Genomic DNA, 15,685 nt, shown 5'->3' with positions numbered 1-15,685 from the left:
GGCGGCCTTTGTCAGGCTTTTCAGTTATTCAGATTTCAGGCTGTTTGGGTCGAATACGCCCCCGAAACCACCGTTGTTTGCCGGTGGCGTTTCGGTATCCTGGCTTTCTTCTTCGCCGCTGCCCAACGTGTTCGGTGCGAACACATTGCCAAAGCCGCTGTTGTTTGAAGGTTTCGGCGCAGATTGCCCCGCATCGCCTTGTTCGGCCTCTTCAGCTTCGCGCTTCTTGCGCTGTTCCTCGCGCTGCTTGCGCAGCTCTTGGATACGCTGTTCGGCTTCCAAACGTTTTTCCTCTTTGACATTGGCAATGCACTGGGCCGGGTTGTACGCGGTTGCGGTGCCGACCACGGTAATCGTGGCGACGGCAAACACGACCAGAAGCACGGCGGCCATGTTGCCTGCAAAGAAGCTGGGCAGTTTGATTTTCCCCGCCAGTTCCTCGACCGTGGCATTCTTGCGCGCGGCTGCAACCAGTTCCTGACGCTTCAACTTGGCCTCGTTCAAAAGGGCAAAGAACACGGTCAGCGCCACGATGATAAAGGCCAGGGCCGAGATCGACGGCGTGATGCCATAGCGTACCTTCTGCGCCAGTTCGATCGTCAGTGTCGGGTATTCGCCAAAGGTAAAGGTGGTCGTATTGTAGTTCTCGAACGATGCAAGGAATGCCAGCACAGCCGCCGATGCGATCGCGGGCCGCATGAACGGCAGCAGGATCTTGCGAAACGCCTGTGCATGGGTCGCACCAAGGTCCAGAGCGGCCTCGGTTAACGCCATGTCATAGCGTTGTAATCGCGCCACCAGAACCAGCATGCAGTAGCTTGCGATAAAGGTGGACTGACCGATCACTGTCAGGAAAACCCCGTTTGACAAAACGCTATCTGCGCCCAGCCCCAGCATCCGATTGATCCGGTCCCAGAATACAAGCGTCGAGATACCCAGAACCACGCCCGGTATCAGGATCGGGGCAATGATGATCGTGTAGTAGGTCGCACGCAGCTTGGGCCATATCTGAGTCAGCATCAGCGCACCCGCCAGCCCCATCGCCACCGACAGAACGACCGTTCCTGCACCGATGATCAGCGAGTTCTTGATCCCGTTCAGGATACGCTGGTCCTGAAACAGATCCCCGAACCACTGAAAGGTCAGACACTCCCACGGAGTCATCCGCGGGAAAGCCGAGGAATTGAACGCGGTAACCGACATGATCACAAGCGGACCAAGCAGGTAGAGGAAGAAAAGGGCCAGGTAGACCCAGATGCTTACACGGAGGAAAGAGAGGTTCATTTCCCGATATCCCCCATGTTCACCTTGAACAGACGCATGACCGCCAGAACGAACAAGATACAGGTCACAAGCAGAACGATCGCGTAGGCGGCACCTTGCGGCCAGTCATTGTTGTCATTGAACTGCTGATAGATCAGTTGCGTGAACCACAGGCTGGACGGGCCGCCCAGAATCTGCGGCGCTGCAAGGGCACCGGCGGATAGCATGAAGACCATCGTGCAGCCCGAACTGATACCCGGCTTGGCGTAGGGAATAACCACGCGCCAGTGAATCCTCCACCAAGGCGCGCCCAGATCGCGCGCCGCCTCGATCTGGTTGTGATCAAGGCTTTCGATCACGTTGTAGATCGGGAAGATCATCAACAGGATGTAGGCATATCCGAGACCCGCATAGAGCGCGATGTCATTGCGGATAAAATCAAAGGGAGTATCCCAGATCCCCAGCCCCATGAACAAGGTGTTCAGAACTCCGGTCTCACCAAAGATGATCCGCAATGCGAAGGCGCGCAGGATTTCGTTGATCCAGTAAGGGATGATCAGCATAATCGCGAAAATGCGGATGTGGCTGCCTTTGGATTGCCCCAGATAGTATGCGATCGGATAGCAGATAATCAGGTTGAATATAGTCACGCAAACCGCCGCGAGCAGCGTTCTGAAGAACACCCTGAGATCGACCGAGTTGTAGTCCTGAGAACCCCCTTCGGGGCCGTAAATCAGGTATTTATAGTTTTCGAGCGTATAGACGTCCTTTGGTCCGCCAATTTCCGGCGGTGGCAGGTTCGGGCGGAACGAAAAGTCGAGCATCGACAATTGAGGCAGGATAATCAGGCCGATGGTCCAGAACAGGACCAGCCCCAATATCGCCAGCCCCATCCCGGTGCCGTTGCGATTGAAAAACTCCTTGAGGAACTTGGGCATGTGTCCGACCCTCTATTCCGCAGCCAGTTCACCCGCCGGGACAAGAACCGCGTTGTGGGTCTCGTATTCCAGCGTGATGTTCTGTCCGGTGTGGTCTTGGAAGGACTGTCCGTGGTTCGGGATCGACACTTTGATCTCTTTGCCGCCTTCACCTTCAGTGAAGATGTTGAACACGTTGCCCTCGAACTCTTCGTGATTGACCCGCGCCGTCACGAAATGGTTGCCAGATGCACCTTCGGCCGCAATGGCAAAAGCCTCGGGGCGAATGAACATCATCGCCTCATCGCCTTCTTTCATCTTGCCTTGATTGGCGGAGGATATCCGCGCCACCAGATCTCCAGAACGGTTAGTGGCGATCAGGGCCTCGGCCCCCATGATCTGTTTGATCTTTCCTCGGAACACATTGTTTTCACCGACAAACGAAGCTGCAAATGCCGTGTTAGGATCGTTGTAAATCGTCTTACCGTCAGCGATCTGGTCAATCACTCCAGCCCGCATGACAGCAATGTTGTCCGACATGGTCAGAGCTTCGCCCTGATCGTGAGTAATATAGATAAACGTGATACCGACCCGTTGCTGAATCTCTCGCAGTTCCGTCCGCATGTGTTGACGCAGTTTGAGATCAAGCGCCGAAAGGGGTTCGTCCAACAACAAAACATCAGGTTCGGCGCACAACGCGCGCGCAATCGCCACACGCTGACGTTGTCCACCTGACAATTCGCTGGGTAGCTTGTCGCCCTGACCGGGCAGAGCGATCATGTCTAGCAACTCGTCCGCACGCTTGCGGCGTTGAGCAGCGCTAGCGCCTTTTATCTCCATCGAAAATGTTATGTTCTCCCAGACCTTCATCAAGGGAAACAGCGCAAGGTTCTGAAAGATCAGTGCGGTTGGGCGTTTGTTCGGCCCGATGCCCTGCATGTCGTTGCCACCGATCAGGACCTTGCCTTCGCTTGGGTCCAGAAAGCCCGACACGGCGCGCAAAATCGTCGTTTTGCCACAACCAGACGGCCCGAGGAACGAAAAGAAATCGCCACCGTTGATATTCACATTGGCATCCCTAACGGCGACGAAGTCACCGAAGCGGATCCAAAGGTTCTCAAGATCTACACCGACCCCAGCACTCATTTTTGGTATCTCCGTCTGGTGCGTTTGCTATGCGCACCCAATTAACGTCCGCTGCACCTTGACTGTGCGCGGTTTGATTACCCTTCGCCAGGTGGCGAAGGGTATGGGTTCATCGCGATCAGGCGCTTTTGAACTTGTTGACGAACTCGGTCCGGGTTTCCGCGTACCATGGGGCCTCGGCCGGCCATGGGTTCAGATTGGCCAAGGAGTCGCCCGGATATGCTTCCGCAAAGTTCTTCTTGTAGGTGTCGCCGGAATACTGATCGGCACCCAGAACAGGCGAGTTATAGCCATGGCTGTCAATCGCGACACCGGCCGGTTTTGCCTGGTACGCAAAGTCGATAAAGGCGTAAACCTGTTCGATATTGGTCGCACCGGTCGGCATTGCCATCCCGTCAACCCAAGCCATCGCACCTTCGACCGGAGCCTGATAGTGCACCGGCTCACCCGCCGATTTCAGCGCCAGCGGTGGACCATCCCAAGTTTGACCAACCACAACGCCTTCGTTCAGCAGACCATTTTTCTGGGTATCCGCGTCATTCCAGATCAATTTGATCCGGTTCTTACGCTCAACACACCAGTCGGTGATCTGACCCCAGACTTTACGCATGGTGTCTTCGTCACCATAGGCCGCCCAGACAGAACCCGGCTCCATCTCGCCAGCGCGCTCCATATACAGACCCGCACCCAACATCATGGAGTGTGCGCGGCCCATGGTCTTGCCGGCGTTTTCTTCGGACCAGACGTCGCCATAGGACGGCGCGTCCCCTTCGGGCAGCCACAGATCGGTGCGATATGCGATCCCTTCGGTGCCCCAGATATGCGGCAACCAATGAACGCCGCTGTCCGCAAAGTTCCAGGCATCCGTGCCTATCGCAGCCATCGCCGGGTTTACCAGATCAATCGGCACCTTGTTCATGTCAAAGGGCTGCAACAGCTCCAGTGGCTCCCACTGCAGGGACCGGTTGTTGGTGGGCGAGACAATGTCAAAGCCCTGACCTTTGGTCGCCTTCATCTTGTTGATGATTTCTTCGTTCGACCCGATACCGGTATAGTTCACCTTGATCCCGGTCAGAGTTTCAAACTCTTCCAGGAAACTGGGCGGCAGGTAGTCAGACCACATCAGAATGTTGATCTCACCCGATGAGGCAAGCGCGCTTTTGTTGTAAAGAGGTGCCGCCAGCGCCGCCGCGCCCGCACCTTTCAGTACCGTCCGACGGGACAGGTTTTGGTGTTTAGTCATCGTCATATCTCCCGTTGTAGATCCGTTTTTTTTGTTTTTGTGGATACAGGCTAGACCTTTGCGATCCGGCTGTCAGTCCAAAAGTGACAGTTCCCAGTTTTCATAAGTCCAGTTTGAAAACGATGTGCCTCTCACATGTGGTGTATCGCAATGAAACAAAGGGGCTGATGCAGATTAACTAAAATAGCGTGATGCGCCCCCAAAATGGGCGCACCGCGTGTTTGCCACTTATTTTGGCGACGACGGTTCTGGTGACTGCTTGAACGGGATTGAACCGCGCTCCGTTCGCAGGTGCGATTCTATAACAGGTAAAGATATCAGGGCTTTTTCCGCATGGTTGTACCATTGTGGAAAAGATGCACCTTGTCAGGATCGGCTGAAAGGGCGACGATCTGCCCCCGCATGTTGCGCTGAATGCCTTGCAATTTTGCAATTACGGACTCGGCCCCTGTACGGTTTTCGAAATACAGCAAAGTGACCTCTCCCAAGGCTTCGGTGAAATCCACCACCCCCTGAAAGGCGGCATCCGTGTCGCTTGGAACAAAATCCTCGGGCCGGATACCAACATTCACATGTTTGCCCTGATCCCCGGCTTCGGTCGCAATACTGCTGGTGATGGTTCCCCCAGCCTCCAACTCGACAACAGTTGTTTCGCCCGTTTGTGCAATAACCCCCGGCAGCAGGTTCATCGAGGGCGAACCAATAAACTGTGCGACAAATTCGTTTTCCGGGGTCTCATACAGTTCCAACGGAGTGCCGACCTGAGCAATACCCTTGTTGGCCAAAACCACGATCCGGCTGGCAAGCGTCATCGCTTCGACCTGATCATGCGTCACATAGATCATCGTACTGTCGGGCATCGCCTCTTTCAGACGCGCAATTTCGATCCGCGTCGCCACGCGTAAGGCCGCATCAAGGTTGGAAAGCGGTTCGTCAAACAAATAAACCTTGGGGTCACGCACAATGGCCCGGCCGATGGCGACCCGCTGACGCTGCCCACCCGACAGCGCCTTGGGCAAACGATCCAAAAACGGTTCAAGCTGAAGAATTCGCGCGGCGCGCTCGACGGCGGCATTGACTTCGTCGGCTGGCAGTTTCGCGATCTTGAGGGCAAAGGCCATATTCTCGCGCACGGTCATATGGGGATAGAGGGCATAGCTTTGGAACACCATCGCAATACCACGTTGTGCCGGCGGCACATCGTTCATGACCTGACCTTCGATCTCGAGCGTTCCGCCCGAGATTTTCTCCAGCCCCGCAATCATGCGCAACAAGGTGGACTTGCCGCATCCAGACGGTCCTACGAAAACAATCAACTCGCCGCGCTCGATGTCGAGATTAATATCCTTCAGGACATCAACAGTGCCATAGGTCTTTGCGACATCCGTGAGATTGAGTTCTGACATGACCTACCCCTTTTCCCGAGCCATCAGACAGAATTGAGCAGCGCCGAGAGTCAGATTTCCCGACCCGCCGACGCCGCCCAACTCCTCCCCGATAACGCGCCATTGGCCTTCGGGCGTGACGACCTCTGCGGAGTCTGCGCCCAGATTGAAGGCACAGAACACCTGTTCCGCTTGGTCTTCACGCACGAAAGTAAGAACCGAGCCGGACTGGACCATCTGAACTTGCGCCCCCGACATCAAAGCCGAATGCGCGTGGCGCAGCGCAATCGCCATACGGTAGTGGTGCAACATTGACTTGGGGTCCTGCTCCAACCGGTCCACGGCGCGCTCGGCTTGCGACGAGCTGACCGGAAGCCAGGGGCGCCCTTTGCTGAACCCAGAGTGTTCGTCCTGCGCAGCCCAGACCATCGGCGTACGGCACCCGTCGCGGCCTTTGAATTCGGGCCAGAATTCGATGCCATAGGGATCTTGCAGATCATCAAATGCCACATCCGCCTCGGGCAGGCCCAGTTCCTCACCCTGATACAGGCAGGCCGAGCCCCGCAGGCACATCATGAGAACCGCGTGTTGCCGGATGGCCGCGTCGCTTAGCCCCCAGCGCGAGGCGTGCCGCTGCACGTCGTGATTCGAAAAGGCCCAACAGGGCCATGCATCGCAGGCCTTGTCCTGTAACTGGTCAAAGACCTGTTTGGCGTATGACGCGGTCAGGGCGCGCTTTTCCAGAAACTCGAAGGCATAGCACATGTGCATCCGCTTATCGCCGGTGGTGTATTCGCCCATGATCTCAAGCCCGCGCTGCGCGTCACCAACCTCGCCCAGACAGGCGCGGCCGTCATATTCATCAGTCAGCGCGCGCAGCCGTTCGAGGAAGGTGATATTCTCGGGCTGGCTCTTGGAGAAAAGGTGATCCTGATGGTTATACGGATTAACCATCGGCGCGATCGAGGCGTTGCGCTGATCCATCGGCAGACCGGGATTGTCGCGCAACTGCTGGTCGTGAAAGTAGAAATTGATCGTGTCCAGCCGGAACCCATCGACCCCCAAATCCAGCCAGAACCGGGCCACGTCCAGCAAGGCGTCCTGTACGTCCGGGCAATGGAAGTTCAAATCCGGCTGTGAGGTCAGGAAGTTATGCAGGTAGTACTGCAACCGTCGCGAATCCCATTGCCAAGCCGAGCCACCAAAGATCGACAGCCAGTTATTTGGGGGCGTTCCGTCCGGCTTCGGGTCAGCCCAAACATACCAGTCTGACTTAGCGTTCTCGCGGCTTGCGCGGCTTTCGCTAAACCATGGATGCTGATCCGAGGTATGTGACAACACAAGGTCGATCATCACTTTCAAACCTTGACCATGCGCGTGATCCAACAGGTCTTTGAAATCCTCCATCGTGCCGAACATTGGATCGACATCGCGGTAATCACTGACATCGTACCCGAAGTCCTTCATCGGAGATTTGAAGAACGGTGAAATCCAGATTGCGTCGACGCCAAGCGAGGCGATGTACCCCAGCCGTTGCGTGATCCCCTTGAGGTCGCCAATACCGTCGCCATTGCTGTCCTGAAAGCTGCGGGGATAGATTTGGTAAATCACGCCGCCGCGCCACCAGTCGGCCGGTGTTTGGGTTGCTTTTGTTGTATCTACAGTGTTCTGCACGTTCATCAGTCGCCTCTATTTGACGGATCCGGCCAGCAGGCCCCGGACCAGATATTTTTGCATTGCAAAGAAAACGATCAGCGGCACGGCAATCGACACAAACGCCGCCGTGGCCAGAATTTCCCAGTTGCCACCCCGCGTGCCCAACAACTCGACGATCTGATTGGTCATGACGGTGGTCTGACCCGACGCGTCGATCAAAAAGACCTTGGCGACCAGCAGGTCGTTCCATGTCCACAGGAATTGGAAGATCGCGAAAGAGGCCAGCGCCGGGAAACTGAGCGGCAGGATCAGTTTGGTGAAGATCTGGAACTCGGTCGCGCCATCGACCCGCGCGTTCTCGATCAGATCACGTGGAAGACCAGCCATGTAGTTCCGTAGCAGATAAATCGCCAAGGGCATCCCGAACCCGGTATGGGCCATCCAGACGCCCAGATATCCTTTGCCGATGCCAATATTCAGATGGAACTTAAGCAGCGGGATCAGTGCCAGTTGCAGCGGAACAACCAACAAACCAACGACCGCTGCGATCAGCAGGGCGCGGCCCGGGAAGTCCATCCACGCCAGCGCATAGGCCGCAAAGGCCGCCACCAAAATGGGAATGATCGTCGCCGGGATGGTCACAGTCAATGTGTTGAAAAAGGCCCGCCCCATGCTGTCAGAGGAATCTTCAGCCAACAAAACCTTGTGATAATTGGCCAGCGTGAACTCGGGCGGCAATTCTGCGGTCACGAATACACGGGCGCCCCGGGTGCCGGTAAATTCTTCCGAATTCTCCATCCTGTAGATACCTTGCGCATCCACAGTGATCGTACCGCCCCGACGTAGTTCCGCCGTATCGCCCGGAACAAACGCATCCACGGCCCGGGAGCTGACCCCCCATTGAGAGATCGTAGCCGACGTCCCCGCGTCGAACAGGTTGCCTTCGATCACGTAAATCCCGTTTTCCAGAACTTGTGTGTCCGGCGCGGCGGACCGCAGAGTCAGGTTCTGTTCGGACGGGAAAAGGGATTTCCACCAGCCGCTGGTCGCAATCTGGTCTGCCGTTCGAAAGGATGAAATCAACAGTCCCAGTGTCGGGACCACCCATAGCACCACCAGAAACAGGACCGAGGCATGCACGACCCAGCGTAGCGCCGGTTTGGTTCCTGCAATATCGCTCATCGCCTCACTCCATCTCTTTGCGCGCGTTGCGCACGTTCCAGATCAGGATCGGTGTTACCAGCAGCATAATCACCATCGCCGAGGCTGACCCTACGCCCCAGTCGTTGGCGCGGAACAGTTTGTCATACATGTAGTTGGCCAGAACCTGTGTCTCCCACTGGCCGTTGGTCATGGCAAAGACGATGTCAAAGACCTTTAGCACCGTGATAGTGATCGTGGTCCAGACCACCAGAATGGTGGTTTTAATCTGCGGCACCTTGATCTTGAAAAAAATCTGGAACGGGTTGGCTCCGTCCAGAATGGCGGCCTCGATCGTTTCTTCAGGAATGCCTCGAAGGGCAGCGGACAGGATCACCATGGCAAAGCCGGTCTGAATCCAGATCAGCACCACCATCAGAAAGAAACTGTTCCAGAGCGGAATAGTCAGCCAGGTCTGCGGCTCGGTCTCACCAAAGAAGATGTAAAGCGCATTCAGCATCCCGATCTGGTCCTGCTCGGCCGGACGGGTGTCGTAGACCAATTTCCAGATCACCGAGGCCCCGACGAAAGAGATCGCCATCGGCATGAAAATCAGAGATTTGGCGACGTTACCCCAACGGATGCGGTCCGTCAGTTGCGCCACCAGCAGTCCAAACGCGGTCGACATGGCGGGCACGATGATCAGCCAGAACATGTTGTTGCGCATGGCTTCCCAGAATTTGGGTTCGTTGGCCATCTGGATGTAGTTTTCCAACCCAACCCATTCATACCCGCCGCCGGGGACACGATCGGTCAGCGAAAGACGCAGGGTTTCCACCACCGGATAGGCCAGATACAGGCCCAACGCCGCCAACGCCGGAAACAAGAACAGCCAAGGCCGGATCATGTTCGCGCGATTGATATTGCGCCCTGCATTCGGACCGCGTGCCGGGAACAGCACTTTGTCCAGAAACTGGTTCGAAAGGTAGAAATAGCCCACACACCCTGACACGCCGATGGCGATGGTCAGCAGGCCCTGTAATGCCGGATGCATGCCGCGTCTCCCTTGCGACGGTGGCAGGCAACCCGAACTGGCGGGTTGCCCGATCAGGAACGCTTAGTCCAGCGCGTCCCAGGAGGACTGGATTTCGTTGGCAACCTCTTCCGCCGAGGCCCCACCAGCATAGTCGACCATGCCGGTCCAGAACGTCCCTGCGCCAACACCGCCCGGCATCAGGTCAGAGCCGTCAAACCGGAAGGTAGTCGCACCAAGAAGAATGTCGTTCATCTTCTTCAGCGTCGGGTCCGAGAACAGCGAGGTATCAACGCCCTTATGCGGTGTCAGGAACCCGGTCAGTTGCATCCAGGTCTCATGAGCCTCGGGGGTTTGCAGATACTCGATCAACGCATGCGCGCCGGGGCTGTCATTGGTGATCGCCCACAGGGTACCCGCGCCCAGAACCGGGCTGCCGAGGTCCTTGCCTTCATAAGCCGGGAAATAGAAGAAATCTGCGTCTTCACCTACAACAGTTCCTTCCGGAAAAAACGCTGGAATGAACGAGGCCTGACGGTGCATGTAGCATTGCGGAGGTGAGCTGAACATTCCCTTGGGACTATCGCGGAAGTCCGTCGTAGCCACAGCCCCTGAGCCGCCGGCAACATAGTCGTCATTGCGGGCAAACGCGCCGAACTCCTCGATCGCAGCGATGACCTTGGGATCGTTGAACTTCATCTCATTGGCGACCCAGGCGTCATAATCAGCCGGCGATTGTGTGCGCAGCATCATATCCTCAACCCAGTCGGTTGCGGGCCACCCGGTTGCACCACCAGAACCCAGACCGATACACCAAGGTGTCTCACCATCAGCCACGATCTGATCCGTCAGCGCCTTGAGTTCTTCCATCGTGGTCGGTACTTCGTAACCCGCATCTTCGAAATTCTCAGGCACGTACCAAACCAGGGACTTTACATCGACCTTGTAGAAAAAGCCGTACAGATTGTCCGCGCCGTCCGGTCCGCCATATGTGCCCAAGTCAACCCAAGACTGCCCCGCGGCATAGTTGTCGCGAATCCAATCTCCCGTTCCATCGGCAAGCGGCGTCAGAAAGCCGGACTTAGCCATATCTGCCGCCAGGCCCGGCTGCGGGAATACGGCGACATTCGGTGCTGAACCCGCCTCGGCATCAATTCGGATTTGTTGTTCAAAACTGTCTGACCCGACATAGGCGTATTCATGCCCGGTTGCTGCAGCAAAGCCGTCCAGAACCTTTTCGACATTTTCCTGATCCGGCCCCAACCACGGACCGAACACGGTAACCTTGTCCGCCTGTGCAGCGCCTGACATCAGGGCGAACGTGGCCGCACCTGCGTAAAGCGAGTGTTTCATGAAATCTCCTCCCGTATCATCTCTCGCCTTGGAATCGTATTTTCAAAGCGCTTTGGATGACGAACCTTATCCGCTAACATTCAAGCTCTGTCAATGTTTGGTTTGCCGTTTACCCAAGTTATTAATATTTGTAGGCATATGTTTGAATCTTATTGACGCAAAGGTTAATTCCCCACAATACAGATAGCAGTCCCAATTTGAAGGCGCTTTGAATCGAATATGAACCTAAAGCAGCTCTCAGAAATTCTTGGCTTGTCCCAAACAACTGTCAGCCGTGCGCTGAACGGCTATCCCGAGGTGAACGAGGATACGCGCCTACGTGTGCAGGCCGCTGCCACGAAACATGGTTACCGGCCAAACAGCCGCGCAAAAGGGTTGGCCACAGGTCGGTCCATGGTCATTGGGCACGTGATTCCCAGTTCCTCGCAGCATGAAATGGTCAACCCTATTTTCGGCGATTTCGTTGCAGGTGCTGCGCGAAAATATGCGGAGCATGGCTATGACATGATGTTCACGAATGCAGACGATACGTCGATCGAACGGGCGTATCGCGACCTGTTTCAACGCGGCGCCGTTGATGGAGTTGTCCTGCAGGGTCCGAAGGTTAACGAACCTCGGATCGGCGTACTTTCCCGCATGGGGGTTCCTTTCATCGTTCATGGTCGTGCGACCGGAGTTGATGGGCCCTACGATTGGATCGACGTGAACAACAAAAGTTCATTCCAAAGGGCCACCAAATTTCTGATCGACCTAGGGCACCGGCGCATCGCACTGATCAACGGGTTGGAAGATATGGACTTTGCCCAGCGTCGCCGCGCCGGATATCTGGAGGCTTTGCATGAGGCTGGGATAACGCCTGACCCGTCCTTGATGCGCAGCGCCGAGATGACCGAGGTCTACGGCCACCACGAAGCGCGCGCCATGATACAGATGGATAATCCGCCCACAGCCATTCTGATCTCATCCATGATTTCGGCGATTGGCGTAAGGCGCGCGCTGAACGAGGCTGGGCTGAAGATGGGACGCGATGTATCCGTCATCGCCCATGACGACGATCTATCTTACCTGAAAAACGGGCAGGACGTGCCGATCTTTACCGCAACTCGCTCATCTGTCCGGCAAGCTGGCGAAATAGCAGCCGAAATGTTGATCGAGCGAATAAAGTCGCCAGAGGGCCCGGTTCAAACTAGATTGCTGGAGGCCGAACTGGTAGTTGGCGGCTCGACCGGCCCCGCTCCTGACAGGTTCTGAACATGAAATATGCCCGCACTGATTTCCCCAAAGATTTCCTCTTTGGCGTTGCAACCTCTGCCTATCAGATCGAAGGTCACGGACAAGGCGGCGCTGGCCAAACACATTGGGACACGTTCGCCGCGACACCCGGTAACGTGGTGCGCAATGAAAACGGTGACCGCGCCTGTGATCATTTGAACCGCTTTGACGAAGACTTTGAGCTTGTGCGCGACGCAGGATTTGACTGCTATCGGTTCTCAACAAGCTGGGCGCGCGTTCTGCCCGAAGGGCGCGGACCTATTAACCAGGAAGGGCTGGACTACTACGACCGCCTTGCCGATGCGTTATTGGAGCGTGGAATACGCCCCTGCGCGACGCTTTATCACTGGGAGCTTCCCTCGCCGTTGGCCGATCTGGGTGGCTGGCGCAATCGGGACATAGCCAACTGGTTTGCCGATTTTACCGAGATTATCATGGGCCGCATCGGTGACCGCATGTTCAGTGTCGCGCCGATCAACGAACCTTGGTGCGTAAGCTGGCTCAGCCACTTTGACGGCCACCACGCCCCCGGTCTGCGCGACATCCGTGCCACGGCGCGCGCGATGCATCACGTCCTACTTGCACATGGACGGGCTATCGAGGCGATGCGCGGTCTGGGCATGTCCAACTTGGGTGCAGTGTTCAATCTGGAGTGGGCAGAACCTGCGGATGACAGCCCCGAGGCACGCCGCGCCGCTGACCTGTACGACGGTATCTACAACCGCTTCTTCCTGAGTGGCGTATTCAACAAAACATACCCCCAGGTCGTTCTGGACGGACTGGAACCTCATCTGCCAAGCGATTGGCAAAACGACTTCGACACGATTGGCACCCCGGTCGACTGGTGTGGCTTAAATTACTACACCCGCAAGCTGATCGCGCCCGCAGATATTGCTTGGCCCAGCCTAAAAGAAGTCCCCGGCCCCTTACCAAAAACCCAGATGGGTTGGGAAATCGAACCCAGCGCCTTGACACGTTTCCTGACCCGTACAATGCGCGACCATACCGGTGATCTTCCTATCTATGTAACGGAAAACGGCATGGCCAGCCCGGAACGACAGCAGGATGATGACCGGATCGACTATTTGAACCAGCACCTTGCGGCCGTGCATGACGCGGTGGACCAAGGCGTGCCGGTCAAAGGGTATTTTATCTGGTCCTTGCTGGATAATTACGAATGGGCCTTGGGGTATGAAAAACGCTTTGGTCTTGTGGACGTCGATTTCGAGACGATGGAGCGTCGGCCCAAAGCGTCTTACAATGCAGTGAAAACTGCACTGTCCGGCAGCACAGTTTCGCTGCCTTTGGCGCAACCTGCGGGATGTATGCACGACCACTGGAACTTGGTTGCCGATATCGGCGGCACCAATACGCGATTGGGTGTGGTCTCAAACGGTAAACTCACCGACCTGCGTAAATACCCCACGGGGTCACTTCCGCAATTGCTCGAAGCGTTTCACAGTTTGCGGGATGAAATCGGAACCGATCCGCGCGCCGTCGTCGCGGCCGGTGCGGGACCAGTGCAGAACGGTATGATCCGGCTTACAAACGCGCAGCTAGATCTGTCCGAGGCTGACATCGCGCGCGCGACGGGCGCGCAGCACACATTTGTCATCAACGACTTCACCGCCGCCGCATGGTCGGTTGCCGAAATCACCGGCGATAACGTCGAAGTTCTGCAAGGCGCCGAAACGCCACCGATGGGAACACGGTTGGTTGTCGGACCGGGAACCGGGCTGGGCGTCGGCTCTCTGCTCTATTCCGACGGTCGGTTTCACACCGCGTCTGGTGAAGGCGGCCACGTTGGATTGTCGCCCCGTCACGAGGACGAGGTCGAAATTTTCCGCGCCGCGCGCCAAGTTGCTCCGGACTGTTTTTTTGACGACACCCTGACGCTTGAAGCCGAAATGTTCCTAAGCGGCACGGGACTGCCGATCCTGTATCAGGCAATTCAATTGGCGACAGGACAGGCGACTGCCGAAACGCGCAGCGCCAAGGACATTCTGGATGACGCCCGCGGTGCCTCGGACCCGCTCGCGGTCAGGGCAGCGCAGATGTTCACCTCGCATCTAGGTGCCGTAATGGGCGACTTGGCCGTGGTCATGATGCCTACGGGCGGTGTTTTCCTCGTCGGCGGGGTGGCAGAAAAGAACCGCTGGCTTTTCGCCGACGCTTTCAAGGATGCCTTCAACGCTGGTGGGCGTTTCAGCGAATTGCGGCGGTCAATGAACCTGTACGTTTCAGAACAGGACGAATTTGGCATTGTTGGCGCTAACAACTTCTGTAAAAGTGCGCTTGCGCGATAAACTGACCGCCTGACCCAATGATACAGAAAGGACCCGGCATGATCCTGTGCTGCGGTGAAGCCCTGATCGACATGATCGCCTCGCCCACCGTTACGGGCGAACAGGGATTTGTGCCCCATTCCGGAGGCGCGATTTTCAACACGGCGATTGCGCTTGCTCGACTTGGCGTTCCATCCGGAATGCTGACGGGCCTTTCCTCAGACATGTTTGGGCAGCAACTCGGCAGGTCTTTAAAGGCCAGCCATGTGGACACCAGCCATGTCATTGAAACCGACCGCCCGACAACTTTGGCGTTTGTGCAGCTAAAGGACGGGCACGCTACCTACAGTTTTCTGGACGAAAACTCGGCAGGTCGCATGTTGACGCCCGAGGACATGCCCAACCAGTTGCCAGCGGTATCGGCTTTGTATTTCGGCGGTATCAGCCTTGCCTGCGAACCCTGTGCCGACGCCTATGCATCCTTGTTGGATCAACACGGCTCGGAAAAGGCCGTTATGCTGGATCCAAACATCCGTCCCGGTTTTATCAATGATCAAACCCGTTATCGCACCCGGCTCAACGCGATGATCGCTCAGGCCGATATCGTAAAGGTTTCCGATGAAGATCTGGATTGGATCATTCCCGGGCCAGAAAGCCTGACTGACAAAGTTTCGCTGTTGCTGAAAGAAGGCCCCGCCATTGTCATCGTCACCAAAGGCAGCGAGGGGGCATCCGGATATCTGCCGGATGGCAGGTCAACCTCGGTGCCTGTCAAAAGGGTCGTAGTTGTGGACACCGTCGGCGCCGGAGACACGTTCAACGCTGGCGTATTGGCCGAGTTGGAACGTGCAGGCCACCTGAACAAACAAGGGCTTCGTTCCCTCAACCCAGACCAACTGAAAGATGCTCTTGCCAAGGGTGCACAAGTCGCTGCCGTGACGGTTTCTCGCGCAGGGGCAAACCCACCTTGGGCAAACGAACTCTGACCCCGA

The 15,685-nt window shown here is 56.5% G+C and carries 12 protein-coding genes and 1 pseudogene; 4 read left to right on the top strand and 9 right to left on the bottom strand.

Annotation, left to right across the window (positions count from 1 at the left end; translation table 11 throughout):
* Positions 1–24: 24 nt before the first annotated feature.
* The 9 genes from ACT2B1_RS20740 to ACT2B1_RS20700 all read right to left on the bottom strand — a co-directional run bounded on the left by ACT2B1_RS20740 (position 25) and on the right by ACT2B1_RS20700 (position 11,136).
* Complete coding sequence (locus tag ACT2B1_RS20740; RefSeq protein ID WP_171123311.1) at positions 25–1,284, bottom strand: ABC transporter permease; 1,260 nt, start codon at positions 1,282–1,284, stop codon at positions 25–27.
* The gene (locus ACT2B1_RS20735) at positions 1,281–2,201 is read right to left on the bottom strand and encodes an ABC transporter permease (RefSeq protein WP_171125111.1); all 921 of its coding nucleotides are present in this window, start codon (positions 2,199–2,201) and stop codon (positions 1,281–1,283) included. Before ACT2B1_RS20735 ends, ACT2B1_RS20740 begins: the two co-directional genes overlap by 4 nt.
* A gap of 12 nt (positions 2,202–2,213) precedes the next feature.
* Positions 2,214–3,326, bottom strand: coding sequence for an ABC transporter ATP-binding protein (locus ACT2B1_RS20730; protein WP_171125113.1), 1,113 nt, complete (start codon positions 3,324–3,326; stop codon positions 2,214–2,216).
* Positions 3,327–3,444: 118 nt separating this feature from the next.
* The gene (locus ACT2B1_RS20725) at positions 3,445–4,569 is read right to left on the bottom strand and encodes an extracellular solute-binding protein (RefSeq protein WP_481669092.1); all 1,125 of its coding nucleotides are present in this window, start codon (positions 4,567–4,569) and stop codon (positions 3,445–3,447) included.
* A 317-nt stretch (positions 4,570–4,886) separates the two neighbouring features.
* The gene (locus tag ACT2B1_RS20720; protein WP_481669091.1) at positions 4,887–5,975 is read right to left on the bottom strand and encodes an ABC transporter ATP-binding protein; all 1,089 of its coding nucleotides are present in this window, start codon (positions 5,973–5,975) and stop codon (positions 4,887–4,889) included.
* A gap of 3 nt (positions 5,976–5,978) precedes the next feature.
* The gene (locus tag ACT2B1_RS20715; protein ID WP_481669090.1) at positions 5,979–7,634 is read right to left on the bottom strand and encodes an alpha-glucosidase; all 1,656 of its coding nucleotides are present in this window, start codon (positions 7,632–7,634) and stop codon (positions 5,979–5,981) included.
* Between the two features lie 9 nt (positions 7,635–7,643).
* Positions 7,644–8,792, bottom strand: a complete 1,149-nt coding sequence (locus ACT2B1_RS20710; protein ID WP_481669089.1) for a carbohydrate ABC transporter permease — start codon at positions 8,790–8,792, stop codon at positions 7,644–7,646.
* Positions 8,793–8,796: 4 nt separating this feature from the next.
* On the bottom strand, positions 8,797–9,804 hold the full coding sequence (locus ACT2B1_RS20705; protein ID WP_481669088.1) for a carbohydrate ABC transporter permease: 1,008 nt from the start codon (positions 9,802–9,804) through the stop codon (positions 8,797–8,799).
* A 63-nt stretch (positions 9,805–9,867) separates the two neighbouring features.
* Entirely contained in the window at positions 9,868–11,136 is a 1,269-nt protein-coding gene (locus tag ACT2B1_RS20700; protein ID WP_171125121.1) for an ABC transporter substrate-binding protein, read from the bottom strand.
* A 219-nt stretch (positions 11,137–11,355) separates the two neighbouring features.
* Between ACT2B1_RS20700 and ACT2B1_RS20695 the strand changes: the two genes are divergently transcribed.
* The 4 genes and pseudogenes from ACT2B1_RS20695 to ACT2B1_RS20680 all read left to right on the top strand — a co-directional run bounded on the left by ACT2B1_RS20695 (position 11,356) and on the right by ACT2B1_RS20680 (position 15,679).
* Positions 11,356–12,387 (top strand): LacI family DNA-binding transcriptional regulator, encoded by a 1,032-nt coding sequence (locus ACT2B1_RS20695; RefSeq protein WP_481669087.1) that lies wholly within the window; start codon positions 11,356–11,358, stop codon positions 12,385–12,387.
* A 2-nt stretch (positions 12,388–12,389) separates the two neighbouring features.
* Positions 12,390–13,691 (top strand): annotated as a pseudogene (locus tag ACT2B1_RS20690) (GH1 family beta-glucosidase); the annotation flags it as partial.
* A 42-nt stretch (positions 13,692–13,733) separates the two neighbouring features.
* Positions 13,734–14,714: a glucokinase gene (locus ACT2B1_RS20685; RefSeq protein WP_254428840.1), complete on the top strand. Its 981-nt coding sequence runs from the start codon at positions 13,734–13,736 to the stop codon at positions 14,712–14,714.
* A gap of 38 nt (positions 14,715–14,752) precedes the next feature.
* Positions 14,753–15,679: a carbohydrate kinase family protein gene (locus ACT2B1_RS20680; protein WP_481669259.1), complete on the top strand. Its 927-nt coding sequence runs from the start codon at positions 14,753–14,755 to the stop codon at positions 15,677–15,679.
* Positions 15,680–15,685: the final 6 nt, after the last annotated feature.

The organism is Ruegeria sp. S263 (assembly GCF_056780525.1).
The sequence above is the reverse complement of the archived record's forward strand: the minus strand, read 5'-3'. Positions and strand labels throughout refer to the sequence as shown.

Bases quoted from the DNA above. Each gene is read 5' to 3' on its own strand.
- ACT2B1_RS20695 (WP_481669087.1), top strand. From the start codon at position 11,356: ATGAACCTAAAGCAGCTCTCAGAAATTCTTGGCTTGTCCCAAACAACT.
- ACT2B1_RS20730 (WP_171125113.1), bottom strand. From the start codon at position 3,326: ATGAGTGCTGGGGTCGGTGTAGATCTTGAGAACCTTTGGATCCGCTTC.
- ACT2B1_RS20685 (WP_254428840.1), top strand. From the start codon at position 13,734: ATGCACGACCACTGGAACTTGGTTGCCGATATCGGCGGCACCAATACG.
- ACT2B1_RS20705 (WP_481669088.1), bottom strand. From the start codon at position 9,804: ATGCATCCGGCATTACAGGGCCTGCTGACCATCGCCATCGGCGTGTCA.
- ACT2B1_RS20680 (WP_481669259.1), top strand. From the start codon at position 14,753: ATGATCCTGTGCTGCGGTGAAGCCCTGATCGACATGATCGCCTCGCCC.
- ACT2B1_RS20720 (WP_481669091.1), bottom strand. From the start codon at position 5,975: ATGTCAGAACTCAATCTCACGGATGTCGCAAAGACCTATGGCACTGTT.
- ACT2B1_RS20700 (WP_171125121.1), bottom strand. From the start codon at position 11,136: ATGAAACACTCGCTTTACGCAGGTGCGGCCACGTTCGCCCTGATGTCA.
- ACT2B1_RS20725 (WP_481669092.1), bottom strand. From the start codon at position 4,569: ATGACTAAACACCAAAACCTGTCCCGTCGGACGGTACTGAAAGGTGCG.
- ACT2B1_RS20735 (WP_171125111.1), bottom strand. From the start codon at position 2,201: ATGCCCAAGTTCCTCAAGGAGTTTTTCAATCGCAACGGCACCGGGATG.
- ACT2B1_RS20715 (WP_481669090.1), bottom strand. From the start codon at position 7,634: ATGAACGTGCAGAACACTGTAGATACAACAAAAGCAACCCAAACACCG.
- ACT2B1_RS20710 (WP_481669089.1), bottom strand. From the start codon at position 8,792: ATGAGCGATATTGCAGGAACCAAACCGGCGCTACGCTGGGTCGTGCAT.
- ACT2B1_RS20740 (WP_171123311.1), bottom strand. From the start codon at position 1,284: ATGAACCTCTCTTTCCTCCGTGTAAGCATCTGGGTCTACCTGGCCCTT.